This is a genomic window from Streptomyces sp. 3330, assembly GCF_031456635.1.
Taxonomy (GTDB): domain Bacteria; phylum Actinomycetota; class Actinomycetes; order Streptomycetales; family Streptomycetaceae; genus Streptomyces.
On the sequence record NZ_JAVDVA010000005.1, the window covers coordinates 198077 to 211632 of the forward strand.

12 protein-coding genes are annotated in these 13556 nt (G+C 72.9%); 9 read left to right on the top strand and 3 right to left on the bottom strand.

The genetic code is table 11. From position 1 onward, the window contains the following. The first annotated feature begins 129 nt into the window (after positions 1-129). Both purN and purH read left to right on the top strand, forming a co-directional pair. Positions 130-759, top strand: coding sequence for a phosphoribosylglycinamide formyltransferase (gene purN / locus J2X68_RS11040; protein WP_310432278.1), 630 nt, complete (start codon positions 130-132; stop codon positions 757-759). Continuing rightward, positions 756-2339: a bifunctional phosphoribosylaminoimidazolecarboxamide formyltransferase/IMP cyclohydrolase gene (purH, locus tag J2X68_RS11045; RefSeq protein WP_310432279.1), complete on the top strand. Its 1584-nt coding sequence runs from the start codon at positions 756-758 to the stop codon at positions 2337-2339. Before purN ends, purH begins: the two co-directional genes overlap by 4 nt. Positions 2340-2465: 126 nt before the next feature. Here the strand turns inward: purH and J2X68_RS11050 are convergent, their stop codons facing one another. Continuing rightward, entirely contained in the window at positions 2466-3098 is a 633-nt protein-coding gene (locus J2X68_RS11050) for an RDD family protein (protein WP_310432280.1), read from the bottom strand. Positions 3099-3400: 302 nt separating this feature from the next. On the opposite strand from J2X68_RS11050, the gene J2X68_RS11055 reads away from it, so the two are divergent. The 5 genes from J2X68_RS11055 to J2X68_RS11075 all read left to right on the top strand — a co-directional run bounded on the left by J2X68_RS11055 (position 3401) and on the right by J2X68_RS11075 (position 8001). After that, the gene (locus J2X68_RS11055) at positions 3401-4255 is read left to right on the top strand and encodes a bifunctional methylenetetrahydrofolate dehydrogenase/methenyltetrahydrofolate cyclohydrolase (protein ID WP_310432281.1); all 855 of its coding nucleotides are present in this window, start codon (positions 3401-3403) and stop codon (positions 4253-4255) included. Next, a complete protein-coding gene (locus tag J2X68_RS11060) occupies positions 4245-4805 on the top strand; it encodes a DUF3017 domain-containing protein (RefSeq protein ID WP_399039701.1) in 561 nt (186 codons plus the stop codon). The genes J2X68_RS11055 and J2X68_RS11060 overlap by 11 nt, the downstream gene beginning before the upstream one ends. Positions 4806-5055: 250 nt before the next feature. Next, positions 5056-5514 (top strand): helix-turn-helix transcriptional regulator, encoded by a 459-nt coding sequence (locus tag J2X68_RS11065; RefSeq protein WP_310432282.1) that lies wholly within the window; start codon positions 5056-5058, stop codon positions 5512-5514. Positions 5515-5640: 126 nt separating this feature from the next. Further along, on the top strand, positions 5641-6597 hold the full coding sequence (locus tag J2X68_RS11070; protein ID WP_310432283.1) for a helix-turn-helix domain-containing protein: 957 nt from the start codon (positions 5641-5643) through the stop codon (positions 6595-6597). Positions 6598-7011: 414 nt separating this feature from the next. Then, entirely contained in the window at positions 7012-8001 is a 990-nt protein-coding gene (locus J2X68_RS11075) for a malate dehydrogenase (RefSeq protein WP_310432284.1), read from the top strand. Positions 8002-8315: 314 nt separating this feature from the next. On the opposite strand, the gene J2X68_RS11080 is transcribed toward J2X68_RS11075, so the two are convergent. After that, entirely contained in the window at positions 8316-9719 is a 1404-nt protein-coding gene (locus J2X68_RS11080; RefSeq protein WP_310432285.1) for an MFS transporter, read from the bottom strand. A gap of 98 nt (positions 9720-9817) precedes the next feature. Between J2X68_RS11080 and J2X68_RS11085 the strand changes: the two genes are divergently transcribed. Beyond that, entirely contained in the window at positions 9818-10762 is a 945-nt protein-coding gene (locus tag J2X68_RS11085) for a LysR family transcriptional regulator (protein WP_399039703.1), read from the top strand. On the opposite strand, the gene J2X68_RS11090 is transcribed toward J2X68_RS11085, so the two are convergent. Continuing rightward, entirely contained in the window at positions 10745-11755 is a 1011-nt protein-coding gene (locus J2X68_RS11090; protein ID WP_310432287.1) for a helix-turn-helix domain-containing GNAT family N-acetyltransferase, read from the bottom strand. The two genes, J2X68_RS11085 and J2X68_RS11090, sit on opposite strands and share 18 nt — an antisense overlap. A gap of 233 nt (positions 11756-11988) precedes the next feature. Here J2X68_RS11090 and J2X68_RS11095 point away from each other — a divergent pair, with 233 nt between their 5' ends. Then, the gene (locus J2X68_RS11095) at positions 11989-13518 is read left to right on the top strand and encodes an aldehyde dehydrogenase family protein (RefSeq protein ID WP_310432288.1); all 1530 of its coding nucleotides are present in this window, start codon (positions 11989-11991) and stop codon (positions 13516-13518) included. Positions 13519-13556 lie beyond the last annotated feature (38 nt).

Here is a 13556-nt window from a genome sequence, read left to right on the forward strand (position 1 = left end):
CGTCCGGTGTGCCGGTATCGTTGCTGACGGTCGGCCGCTTCGTAGACTTCCCCGTATCCCGGGGCGCGAAGCATTCGTACGAATGCATGAACCGGCCGTGCAAACGCTTCCCCGAGAAAGGGCCCCACTGTGGCCGCCAAGCCCGTGGCCAAGCGCCTCGTCGTGCTGGTCTCCGGATCCGGTACGAACCTCCAGGCCCTCCTCGACGCCATCGCGGACGCCGGCGTCGACGCCTACGGCGCCGAGATCGTGGCCGTAGGAGCCGACCGGGAGGGTGTCGAGGGGCTCGCCCGGGCCGAGCGCGCCGGGATCCCCACCTTCGTGCGGAAGGTCAAGGACTACGGGAGCCGGCAGGAGTGGGACGCCGCCCTCGCCGAGGCGGTGGCCGCCCACGAGCCGGACCTCGTCGTCTCCGCCGGGTTCATGAAGATCGTGGGCAAGGAATTCCTGGCGCGGTTCGGGGGGCGGTTCGTCAACACGCACCCGGCCCTGCTGCCCAGCTTTCCCGGAGCCCACGGCGTGCGGGACGCGCTCGCGTACGGCGCCCGGGTCACCGGCTGCACCGTCCACTTCGTCGACGACGGCGTCGACACCGGACCGATCATCGCCCAGGGCGTGGTCGAGGTCCGGGACGAGGACGACGAGAGCGCTCTGCACGAGCGCATCAAGGAAGTCGAGCGAAGGCTGCTCGTCGAGGTCGTGGGGCGGCTCGCCCGCAACGGCTATCGCATTGAGGGACGAAAGGTAGTTATCCAGTGACCGCCGACAGCACTGTCACGGCAGAGAGCAGCAAGCGGGGCATCCGTCGCGCGCTCGTCAGCGTCTACGACAAGACCGGTCTGGAAGAGCTCGCGCGCGGGCTGCACGAGAGCGGCGTCGAGCTCGTCTCCACCGGTTCCACCGCCTCCCGTATCGCCGCCGCCGGCGTCCCCGTCACCAAGGTCGAGGAGCTCACCGGCTTCCCCGAGTGCCTGGACGGCCGGGTCAAGACCCTGCACCCCAAGGTCCACGCCGGCATCCTCGCCGACCTGCGGCTCGACAGCCACCGGCAGCAGCTGGACGAGCTGGGCGTCGCGCCGTTCGACCTCGTCGTCGTGAACCTGTACCCCTTCCGGGAGACCGTCGCCTCCGGCGCCTCCGAGGACGAGTGCGTCGAGCAGATCGACATCGGCGGGCCGTCCATGGTGCGCGCCGCCGCGAAGAACCACCCGTCGGTGGCCGTGGTCACCAGCCCGGCGCGGTACGCCGACGTCCTCGCGGCCGTGCAGGCCGGCGGCTTCGACCTGGCCGCCCGCAAGCGGCTCGCCGCCGAGGCCTTCCAGCACACCGCCGCCTACGACGTGGCCGTGGCCTCCTGGTTCGCGTCCTCCTACGCGCCCGTGGACGAGTCGCGGTTCCCCGACTTCCTCGGCGCCACCTGGGAGCGCAAGAGCACCCTGCGCTACGGCGAGAACCCGCACCAGCCCGCCGCGCTCTACGTGGACGGCAGCGGTGGCGGTCTCGCCGAGGCCGAGCAGCTGCACGGCAAGGAGATGTCGTACAACAACTACACGGACACGGACGCCGCGCACCGTGCCGCGTACGACCACGCCGAGCCGGCCGTCGCGATCATCAAGCACGCCAACCCGTGCGGCATCGCCGTCGGCGCGGACGTGGCCGAGGCGCACCGCAAGGCGCACGCCTGCGACCCGCTGTCGGCGTTCGGCGGCGTCATCGCCGTCAACCGGCCCGTCAGCAAAGAGATGGCGGAGCAGGTCGCCGAGATCTTCACCGAGGTCATCGTCGCGCCCGACTACGAGGAGGGGGCGCTCGAGGCCCTCACCAAGAAGAAGAACATCCGGGTGCTCAGGGCGCCCCAGGGCCCCGCGGGCGCCGTCGAGCTCAAGCCCGTCGGCGGCGGCGCGCTGCTCCAGGTCACCGACCGGCTCCAGGCCGACGGCGACGACCCGGCGAACTGGACGCTGGCGACCGGCGAGGCGCTCGGCGCGTCCGAGCTCGCCGACCTGGCGTTCGCCTGGCGGGCCTGCCGGGCCGTCAAGTCCAACGCCATCCTGCTCGCCAAGGACGGCGCCTCGGTCGGCGTCGGCATGGGGCAGGTCAACCGGGTCGACTCGGCGAAGCTGGCCGTCGAGCGGGCCGGTGAGGAGCGGGCGCGCGGCTCGTACGCGGCCTCCGACGCGTTCTTCCCCTTCCCGGACGGGCTGGAGGTCCTGGTCGAGGCCGGCGTCAAGGCCGTGGTGCAGCCCGGCGGTTCGGTCCGTGACGAGCTGGTCGTCGAGGCCGCGAAGAAGGCGGGCGTGACGATGTACTTCACGGGGACGCGCCACTTCTTCCACTGATCTTCCCCGACCGGCGCCGCGGCCCCGGTCGCCTCTCCTGGAACCAGGAGGGCGACCGGGGCCGACGTGCGTTCACCCGCGGCGCCTGCGTCAGCGCGTGGGGCAGCGTACGGGGCAGGGCGTGCGTCAGTGCGTGCGGATCACGATCGAGCTGCACACCTTGTCGGCGAACGTCTGCTTCTTGGCGTCCCAGGCCGGCCACAGCCAGCCGAGGTAGCACGCCAGGCTGTCCAGGAAGTGGGCCAGGCGGCGGACGAACGCCATGCCGACGCCGAGCGGCTGCCCGTCGATCTCCCGCACCAGGCGGATGCCCAGGGCCTTCTTGCCGACCGTCTGGCCGGTGCGGCCCTCCTGGATCAGCTGCCAGATCGCGAGGCCGAGCAGGGCGACGGCGCCGATGGCCATCAGCGCCGGGGTGTCCTTGCCGATGATGACGAGCGCGTAGGGCACCGCGAACACCAGCATGTCGACCAGAGTGCCCAGGAACCGCTGACCCCAGTTCGCGTACGGCGGCTGACCGCCGTAGCCGGGCTGCTGCGGGTAGCCGTAACCCTGCTGCGGATAACCGGGCTGCTGCGGGTAGCCGGGCTGCTGGGGGTAACCCGGCTGCTGCGGCTGGCCGTACCCCTGCGGGGGGACGCCCTGCGGCGCCTGCTGGCCGTAACCGGGCTGGCCCTGCTGGGGGTAGCCGTAACCCGGCTGCCCCTGCTGGGGGTTCTGCGGCTGACCGTAGGGGTCGTTGGGCGGGCCGAAGCTCATGGCGATTTTCCTCCGTTGCACAAGCGGGGACGACGCGGAGTGCGCGGAGGAACATCTTCAGATGAGCGGTTTGCCCCCCAACACCGACCGCATACTGCGGAGACCCATCGTTCTTGGACAGGTGTGCTCCTGTCCAGCCGCATTCCGCAGGCTTTGTGCAAGTGCAACCTTCCCGATCATGGCCGAAACGGCGTCGGACGGAACCGCCGGGGGCGGCGAGGGGCGCGGCCGGGACCCGGTTCGCCGGTGACCGGGTTCATCCGGATTGGAACCGGGGGGCCGTCATCCGGGAGGATGGGTCCATGACCGCCCAGATTCTCGATGGCAAGGCCACCGCAGCCGCGATCAAGTCCGATCTGACCGCCCGGGTGGCGGCGCTGAGGGAGAAGGGCGTGACGCCCGGACTCGGCACGATCCTCGTCGGCACCGACCCCGGCAGCCAGAAGTACGTCGCGGGCAAGCACCGTGACTGCGCCGAGGTCGGCATCGCCTCCATCCAGCGCGAGCTGCCCGGCACGGCCACCCAGGAGGAGATCGAGGCGGTCGTCCGCGAGCTGAACGACGACCCCGCCTGCACCGGCTACATCGTCCAGCTCCCGCTGCCCAAGGGCATCGACGAGAACCGGATCCTGGAACTCATGGACCCGGCCAAGGACGCCGACGGCCTGCACCCGATGAACCTCGGCCGGCTCGTCCTCAACGAGCCCGCCCCGCTGCCCTGCACCCCCAACGGCGTGCTCACGCTGCTGCGCACGTACGGCATCGAGATCAAGGGCGCCGAGGTCGTGGTCGTCGGCCGCGGGGTCACCATCGGCCGCCCGATGCCGCTGCTGCTGACGCGGCGCAGCGAGAACGCGACGGTGACCCAGTGCCACACCGGCACCCGGGATCTCGCGGCGCACCTGAAGCGGGCCGACATCATCGTCGCCGCGGCCGGTTCCGCGCATCTGATCCGGGCCGAGGACGTCAAGCCGGGCGCGGCCGTCCTGGACGTCGGCGTCTCCCGCAGCGCGGAGGGGAAGATCGTGGGTGACGTCCACCCGGACGTCCGCGAGGTGGCCGGCTGGGTCTCCCCGAACCCCGGCGGGGTGGGCCCGATGACCCGCGCCCAGCTGCTCGTCAACGTGGTGGAGGCGGCGGAGCGCAGTGTCGGCTGACGGAACGACCCACAAGGCCGCGAACACCGACGAGACCGGCGGCACCCCCGGAACCACCACCGGCGGCGCCGACGGCGGTGGCGGCCACGACGTCACCGAGGGCGTCGACGGCATCGAGGTGCGGGACCCGGTCAGCGCGCCCGACGCCGACGGGGTACCGCGCCGCACCACCCGCAGGTTCCCGCTGTTCACCCGGGACACCGCGCGCCCCGAGGGCGGCGGCCGGGCCGCTCCCGGCGACGCGCTGGCCGCCCGGCAGTGGCCGATCATCGTGGTCCTGGGCATCGTCGCGCTCGGTCTGCTGGTGACGGCGCTCGACGTGTTCCGGATCGGCACGATCCTGATCGGCGTCGGACTGCTGGTCGGCGCGGTGCTGCGCTGGCTGCTGCCCGGGGTCGGCATGCTCGCCGTACGCTCCCGCTTCACCGACATCGTGACGTACACCGTGCTGGGCGCCGCGATCGTCCTGCTGGCGCTGATGGCGCAGCCCGACCCGTGGCTCCAGATCCCCTTCCTGAAGGACACCCTGCACTTCACGGTCAGCAGCTGAACCGAGCCGGTCCGGCCCGTCAGGGCGCGACGCGTCGGCGGCCCGTCCTCATCCCCCGAGGAGGACGGGCCGCCGACGCGTTCCACGGTCCCCCCTTCTGACCTGCCTGTTCAACAGCTGTCCGGGCGCTGTGGCACGGATGTGACCGTTCCGCCACGGTGTGCGCGCCCGGCCACAGCGGCCCCCGCCCCGGGAACCGTCCGGCCGCCCCCCGTCGTCCCCTCAACGGATCGAAGGAGAGGTGGGCGGGATGGGCGCCTGGCAGCCGCTGCCGGACGGGCTGCCGTCGGAGGTACGGCACTTCGTCGAGCAGTTGCGGCAGCTCAAGGACGCCACGGGCCTCAGTCTGGCCTCGCTCGGCGCGCGCACCGCGTACAGCAAGTCGTCCTGGCAGCGCTATCTCAACGCCGTCCAGCCGCCGCCCCGGCAGGCCGTCGCCGCGCTGTGCCGGGTGGCGGGTCTGGTCGGCGCGGACGCCGAACGGCACGTGGTGCGCTGGGAACTGGCCGTCGAGGCGTGGCCGCGGCCGAAGCCGGAGAGCCCGGCCGAGGAGTACCGGGACGACCCGACCGTCCCCTGGTGGGACCGCCCGGAGGAGCCCGCTCCCGAGGCGCCGTCCCGGCCCGCCGGACACCTGCTGCTGTACGCGGCCCTGCTTCTGCTGGCCCTGCTGTGCACCGCCGTCGGGGGAGCGGTCGTCTTCGGCTGATGTGCGCTCGTCGTGCGGATGTGCGCTCGTCGTGTCGATACGTTGACAGTTCGGGTATCTGTCCCGAATCGTCTCGGCATCGGGTCTAACGTGGCCGACGGGGGATGTGGCGGAGGGAGGGGTTCGATGCCTCGCTGGAGGGCTTTGCCCGATGAACTCGACCCGCAGGTGAGGGAGTTCGCCGAGCAGTTGCGGCGGCTCGTGGACCGCACGGGGCTGAGTGTCGCGGCCGTCGCCGACCGCACGGGCTACGGCAAGAAGTCCTGGGAGCGGTATCTCGACGGCCGGCTGCTCGCCCCCAAGGGCGCGGTCGTCGCGCTGGCCGAGGTCACCGGCACGCCTCCCGTCCACCTCACCACCCTGTGGGAACTGGCCGAGCGGGCCTGGAGCCGCTCGGAGATGCGGCACGACCAAACCATGGAGGCCGTCCGGATCTCCCAGGCGCGGGCCGCGCTGGGGGAGTTCGGGCCGCCGCCCGATGTGCGCGAGAGCGACGTGGGCCGGCTCGCCGTGACCCCGGGCGTCGCGGGGCCGGCGGGCGTGTCACCGACGATCCCGCGCCCCTCGGGCGGCGAGCCGGGCGACGGCGTCGGCCCGCGGCGGGCCACGCTGTTCCTCGCGGGGGTCGTGGGGGTGGTGACGATCGCGGTGGGCGCGTTCCTCCTGACCGACGGAGGGGACCCGAAGCAGGCGGTGGGGAACACCGGGCCCTCCTCGCCCGCCCCGGCCGCGCCGAGCACCCTGCCCTCCGGCGTGCTGTGCGCCGGCTCCGACTGCACGGGCCGGGACGCGGAGGAGGCGGGGTGCGGCGGCGACCTCGCGACGACGGCGACATCGGCGACGGTCGGGACGGCCCTGGTCGAGGTCCGCTACAGCAGCACGTGCGGGGCGGTCTGGGGCCGGATCACTCCGGCCGCTCAGGGCGACGAGGTGCGGCTGACCGTGGGGTCGGTGCGGCGGACCGGCGCGATCACGGCGCCCGGCGACACGATCGCGTACACCCCGATGGTGGCGGTGAAGAGCGCGGCGGAGGCGACGGCCTGCGCGGTGCTGGCGTCGGGGCAGCAGGGGTGCACGCCCTGAGACGGCCGGTGGCCGGACCGGATCGCGGGCCGAACGGGTGACATGAGCGGCGTCGGCGGGCCCCGGCGGCCCGGCGGCGAAAAATCTCGGAGCCGGCAGGAATACCGGCCTCCCTCCCGGGCACGCGAACCGTAACCCCCACGGGAGCCCGGCACGACCCGGTCCCCCCTACGGCGGCCGCACGGTTCCACCTCTCCCGGACCGGCGGCCGCCGCTTCGCGTCCGGCCGGGGCCGCTCCGGCCGTACAGCGGGGACCCCTCTGTGGGACGGGCCACACAACCCCGGCCGCCCGGGATCCCGCGGGCGCGATAGCCTGACCGCTGGTTGGATCTCTTGATACCAAGAGATCGATCATTTGTACGTCCCACCAGGGGCAGGGACGCCCCACCGACAGCTGTCATACGGAGAACGCCATGACCCGCACTCCCGTGAACGTCACCGTCACCGGCGCGGCCGGCCAGATCGGTTACGCCCTGCTCTTCCGCATCGCCTCCGGCCAGCTGCTCGGCGCGGACGTGCCGGTCAAGCTGCGCCTGCTGGAGATCACCCCGGCCCTCAAGGCCGCCGAGGGCACCGCCATGGAGCTCGACGACTGCGCGTTCCCGCTGCTCCAGGGCATCGACATCAGCGACGACCCGAACGTCGCCTTCGACGGCGCCAACGTCGCCCTCCTGGTCGGCGCCCGCCCGCGCACCAAGGGCATGGAGCGCGGTGACCTCCTCGAGGCCAACGGCGGCATCTTCAAGCCGCAGGGCAAGGCCATCAACGACCACGCCGCGGACGACATCAAGGTCCTGGTCGTCGGCAACCCGGCCAACACCAACGCCCTGATCGCCCAGGCCGCCGCCCCGGACGTACCGGCCGAGCGCTTCACCGCGATGACCCGCCTCGACCACAACCGCGCGCTGACCCAGCTCGCGAAGAAGACGGGCACGACGGTCGCCGACATCAAGCGGCTGACCATCTGGGGCAACCACTCCGCGACCCAGTACCCGGACATCTTCCACGCCACGATCGCCGGCAAGAACGCGGCCGAGACCGTGAACGACGAGAAGTGGCTGGCCGAGGACTTCATCCCGACCGTCGCCAAGCGCGGCGCGGCCATCATCGAGGCGCGCGGCGCGTCCTCCGCCGCCTCCGCCGCCAACGCGGCCATCGACCACGTCCACACCTGGGTCAACGGCACGGCCGACGGCGACTGGGCCTCCATGGGCATCCCCTCGGACGGCTCCTACGGCGTCCCGGAGGGCCTGATCTCCTCCTTCCCGGTCACCACCAAGGACGGCTCGTACGAGATCGTCCAGGGCCTGGACATCAACGAGTTCTCCCGCGCCCGTATCGACGCGTCGGTGCAGGAACTGGCGGAGGAGCGTGAAGCGGTCCGCGCGCTCGGCCTCATCTGAGCCCTGCCGGTCGGTTCCTGACCGTCTGACTGCTCCCGGTCCCCGGGCGGCCCCGGCCGCCCGGGGACCAGTGCGTCCGGGGTCAGCGCATCCGGGGCCAGCGCATCCGGCTCTCCACGACCCGCTCCGCCAGGTCCTGGTCCGACTCCGCCTCCGCGCTCGCCGGTTCGGCCACGCCGGCACGGTGATCGACGAGACGAAGACGGACCGGACCCCCGCGTCGACCAGGAGGGCGCCGCGCTCGGGGGCCTCGCCGTCCCGCACGGGGACGCAGTTCCGTGCTCGCGCCGGGGCGGGCGTGCGCCGGAGCCGGGTCAGGCCACCGGCTCCTTCGCGGGGGTCGCGGCTTCCGGCGTCGGGCGGGAGGCGTGCCGGGCCGGTCCCCGCAGGCCGGTCACGACCACGGCGGTCGCGGCCAGGACGACCACGGCGACCGTGCGCAGGGCCGGGCCCATGCCGCCTGTGAAGTCGGAGTGACCGGCCAGGACGGTGCCGGTGACCGCGACGCCCAGGGCCGCGCCGATCTCACGGGCGGAGGTGCCGAGGCCGGAGCCGAGGCCCGCCTGGTGCTGGGGGAGCGAGGTGACGACGCCCAGGGTGAGCGCGGGCATCGACAGGCCCGTGCCCGCCGAGACGACCAGCAGCCAGCACGCGTAGAGCGCGTAGGGCGTGCCGGCGTCCGCGGTGGACACGCCGAGCAGGCCCAGACCGATCAGGGCGAGGCCGGCGCCGATGACCGGGCGGGGGTGCGCGGACCAGCGGGCGGCGAGCCTGGGGACGACGGCCATCCCGGTGATCACCGGGAGGATGGCGATCCCGGTGACGGCGGGCCCGTAGCCCTTCACCTCCTGGAGGTACTGGGAGTTGACGAAGAACAGGGCGAACAGGCCGAAGAAGCCGGTCATCAGGCCGAGGCCGGTCGCGCGCAGACCGGCCGAGCGGAACACGCGGGGGTCGAAGAGGGGGGCGCGGGAGCGCAGGGCCCGCAGGGTGAAGGCGGCGACCAGGAGGGCTCCCGCACCGAACGAGCCCAGGATGCGCGACGACGCCCAGCCGTGGTCCGGTCCCTCGATGATCCCGAACAGGACGGCCACCAGCCCGGCGGTCAGCAGCAGGGCGCCCAGCGGATCGAGGTCGCCGTGCGGGGAGCGGTCGGTGCGCGGGGTGGTCAGCGCCACGGCGAGCGCCAGCAGGGCCGCCAGCGGCACCATCGCCCCGAAGAGGGCCCGCCAGGTCAGGAACTGGCCGACCAGACCGCCGCCCAGGTTGCCCGCCAGGCCGCCGAGGCCGATGGCGAGGGTCCAGGACGCCATCGCCTGGGCCCTGCGCCGTGGTCCGGCGAGGTGGACGAGGATCGACATCGTCGCCGGGGTGATCAGTGCCGCGCCCGCTCCGGAGATGCCCCGGCCCGCGATCAGCACCGCCGGGCCGGGAGCGAACGCGCTGGTGGCGGCACCCGCGGCGAACAGGGCGAGGCCGGCGAGAAGGGCGCCCTTGCGTCCGTGGCGGTCGCCGAGCGCACCGGCCGGGACGAGCAGGCCGGCGAACGCGATGACGTAGGCGTCGACGGTCCACAGGATCTCGGTGTGCGAGGGACGCAGGGACGAGGAGGCCAGTTGCGGGATGAGCAGGTTGATCGCGGCGACCATGCCCTGCGCGACCAGCACGCAGGCGCACAGCGCGAGGAGGGTGGACCGTTTCAGGGCGTGCGAGGGCACGGCTCCTCCCGGGGAGCTCGTCGGGGTGGGATGCCCTGTCACCGTAGGCTCGCCTCCGACCTGCTTTCCAGTGCAACCTTTGCAAGGGACGAATGCGTATGACGCAATCCGTGAGGAGATCGGGAACCGGCTCCCCGGGGCTGGACCTGAATCTGCTGGTCGCGCTGGACGTGCTGCTGGAGGAACAGAGCGTGCAGGGCGCTGCCCGGCGCCTGCACCTCTCGGAACCGGCGATGAGCCGCACCCTCGGCCGGATCCGCAAGGCGCTCGGCGATCCGGTCCTGGTGCGGGCCGGGCGGCGGATGGTGCCGACGCCCCGCGCGATCGCCGTACGGGCCGAGGTGAGCGCGGTCGTGGAGCGGGCGCGGGCGCTGTTCGCGCCGGTCGACGGCGCCGATCTGAGGACGGTGACCCGCTCCTTCACGATCCTCGGCCACGACGCCATCGCGGCCGCCCACGGCCCGGCCCTCTACGCCCGCGCCGCCGCCGAGGCCCCCGGTATCCGGCTGCGCTTCCTGAGCGAGAGCCACATCGACGCGCCGTTCCTGCGCGAGGGCACCGCCGACCTGGAGGTGGGCGTGCTCGACACGGCCGCCCCCGAGGTGCATCGCGAACCGCTTCACGAGGACCGCATGATGGGCGTCGCCCGGGCCGGACACCCGTTGCTGGAGGGCGAGTTGACGCCCGAAAGGTACGCGCGGGAGGCCGACCACATCATCGTGTCCCGGCGCGGCAGACTGCACGGGCCGGTCGACGCCGCGCTCGCCGAACTCGGTCTGGAGCGGCGGGTGGTGGGAGCCGTCGGTTCCCTGCCCTCCTCCCTGTTCGTCATCCGCGACACCGACCTGGTGGGCCTCAACACCGCCTGGGGGCTGCCGCTGGCGCGGAGTCTCGGCCTGGTCTCCTTCGAGGTGCCGCTGCCCCTGCCCCCGCTCCGGCTGGGCATGGCCTGGCATCCGCGCCACGACGCCGACCCGGCCCACGCCTGGCTGCGCGGCGCGGTGCGGGACCTGGTCGCCCGGTGGTCACCCGGCGGTCGTTGACGCGTCGAGCCGCTTCTCGAACCAGTGGTCGGCGTAGACGTGGTCGCCGTACGCCGGGATCTCGCGGTACCCGCACGCCCGGTACATCGCCCGTGCCTCGGTGAGCGACGCGTTGGTGTCCAGGCGGAGCAGGCGCAGGTCGTGCTCCGCCGCCGCGCGCTCCAGGTGGCCGAGGAGCCGCCGGGCCAGGCCGAGGCGGCGGGCGTCCGGGTGCACCCAGACGTGCTTCAGCTCGCCCACGCCGGGTTCCAGGGTGCGCAGCCCTCCGCAGCCCACGGCCCGGCCCTCCTCGTACGCCACGAAGAAGGCGCCGGTCGGCGCGGAGACCTCCTCGGGACCGACCAGATCGGAGGCGGTGAAGCTGCCGAAGCGGGCGGTGAGGTCGGCGGCGTAGGCCTCCAGGCAGGCGCGGGCGTCCGGCGCGGCGCCGTCGACCCGCTCGACGGTGATGGCGGCCAGCCGCAGCAGGCGGCGCGCGGTGGCCATCGCCTCGGTCAGTTCCGCGCGTTGGCGCGCGCCGAGGCCGCTCAGCAGGTCCGCCGTGCGTACGTCGGCGCGGCGGTTCTGTTCCGTGAGTTCGACGTGTCCGGCCGGGGTCAGCTCGACCATCCGCAGCCGGTTGTCCTCGGGATGCACGCTGATCCGGACCATGCCCTGCGACTCCAGGGCCTTCGCCATCCGGCTCAGATACCCGGCGTCCAGACCGAGCCGGCCGCGCAGCGCGCGCAGGGACACACCGTCCCCGATCTCGAACAGCAGCCGGGCCTCGCCCAGCGGGCGGTCCTGGCCCAGGTAGTGGTCGTCCAGGGCGCCGATCCGGCGCGTGAAGTAGCGGTTGAAACGGCGGAAGGCCGCGACCTGCTCCGCCTCGACCTGCTCGGCCTGCTCAACCTGCTCGGCCCGCTCGGCCCGCTCGGTCGGCACCGGCTCCGCCCGTACCAGCTCCGCCCGCACCGGCTCCGCCCGCACCGGCTCCGTCTGCACTGGCTCCATAGTTCTTTGACTTTAGTCAAAGGTTTCCGGCCCGTCCATGGTCCGTCCGGATCCGCGGGCCGCGATCGCGCGTACGTTTTGGCGCTTTATGTCCATTACGTCAGTGATGCAGCACACTTTCGGCCAACCATTGCGCATGCAATGAGAGGTTGGGGGCATGTGGACGCACGTCGCCGACACAGACCCACAGGTGACGCAGGGGGACTGAACAGGAACGGAAGGCGACAGCGATCATGGCCGACAGGACGGAACAGCCGGAACAGCGCGACCACCGGACGATCCATGCGGGTGGAGAGTGGCTGGAAGCCGTCTCCGGCGCGACCCGTGAGATTCTCGACCCCGCGGACGGCCGGCCCTTCGCGGTGGTCGCGGAGGGCGACGAGAAGGACACCGACCTCGCGGTCGCCGCCGCCCGCACCGCCTTCGACGAGGGCGGATGGCCGCGCACGCCCGTCGCCGAACGCGCCGCACTGCTGCACCGCGTCGCCGATCTTCTCGTGCGCGATCGCGAACGGCTCGGCCTGCTGGAGAGCCGGGACGCCGGAAAGACCGTCGAGGAAGGGCGCGTCGACATCGACTGCGTCGCCGACGCCTTCCGCTACTTCGCCGGACTCGTCGCCGCCGAGGCCCCGGGCCGGGTGGTGGACGCGGGCTCGCCCGAGGTCCACAGCGTCGTCGTGCACGAGCCGGTCGGCGTCTGCGCGCTCATCACGCCCTGGAACTACCCGCTGCTGCAGGCGAGTTGGAAGATCGCCCCGGCGCTCGCCGCGGGCAACACCTTCGTCGTCAAGCCCAGCGAGATCACCCCGATGACGACGATCGCGCTCATCGACCTGCTCCTGGAGGCCGGACTGCCCGCCGGGGTCGCGGGCATCGTCACCGGGCCCGGGCACACGGTCGGCGCCCGGCTCGCCGAGCACCCCGACGTCGACCTCGTCTCCTTCACCGGCGGCCTGGTCAGCGGCACGAAGGTCGCCCAGGCGGCCGCCCCGAGCGTGAAGAAGGTCGCGCTCGAACTCGGCGGCAAGAACCCCAACGTGGTCTTCGCCGACGCCTGCGCCACCGACGAGGGCTTCGACACCGCCGTCGACCAGGCCCTCAACGCCGCCTTCATCCACAGCGGCCAGGTCTGCTCGGCGGGCTCCCGGCTGATCGTCGAGGAGTCGGTCCGGGAGCGGTTCGTCGCCGAACTCGCCCGCAGGGCCGAGCGGATCCGGCTCGGCCGCGGCACGGAGGACGGCGTCGAGTGCGGTCCGCTCGTCTCCGAGCAGCAGCGCGCCAAGACCGAGGCCTACGTCGCCTCCGCACTCGAAGAGGGCGCGGTGCTGCGGTCCGGCGGCCGACGCCCGGAACCCGCCCCGCAGCGGCCTGAGTCGGGCTACTTCTACGAGCCCACCGTCCTCGACCGCTGCCACCGCGAGATGCGGGTCGTGCGGGAGGAGGTCTTCGGACCGGTCCTCACCGTCGAGACCTTCCGCACCGAGGACGAGGCCGTGGCCCTCGCCAACGACACCGAGTACGGCCTCGCGGGCGCCGTCTGGACCGCCGACGCGGGCCGGGCGCGCCGGGTCGCCGGCCGGCTGCGGCACGGCACCGTCTGGATCAACGACTTCCACCCCTACCTGCCGCAGGCGGAGTGGGGCGGCTTCGGAAAGAGCGGGGTGGGCCGCGAACTCGGCCCCGCCGGGCTCGCCGAGTACCGCGAGTCCAAGCACATCTACCAGAACCTCGCGCCGCGCCCGGTCCGCTGGTTCGCCGGCTGACCTCCCGCACCGAGCCCGCCCGAAAGACTTCGCACGCC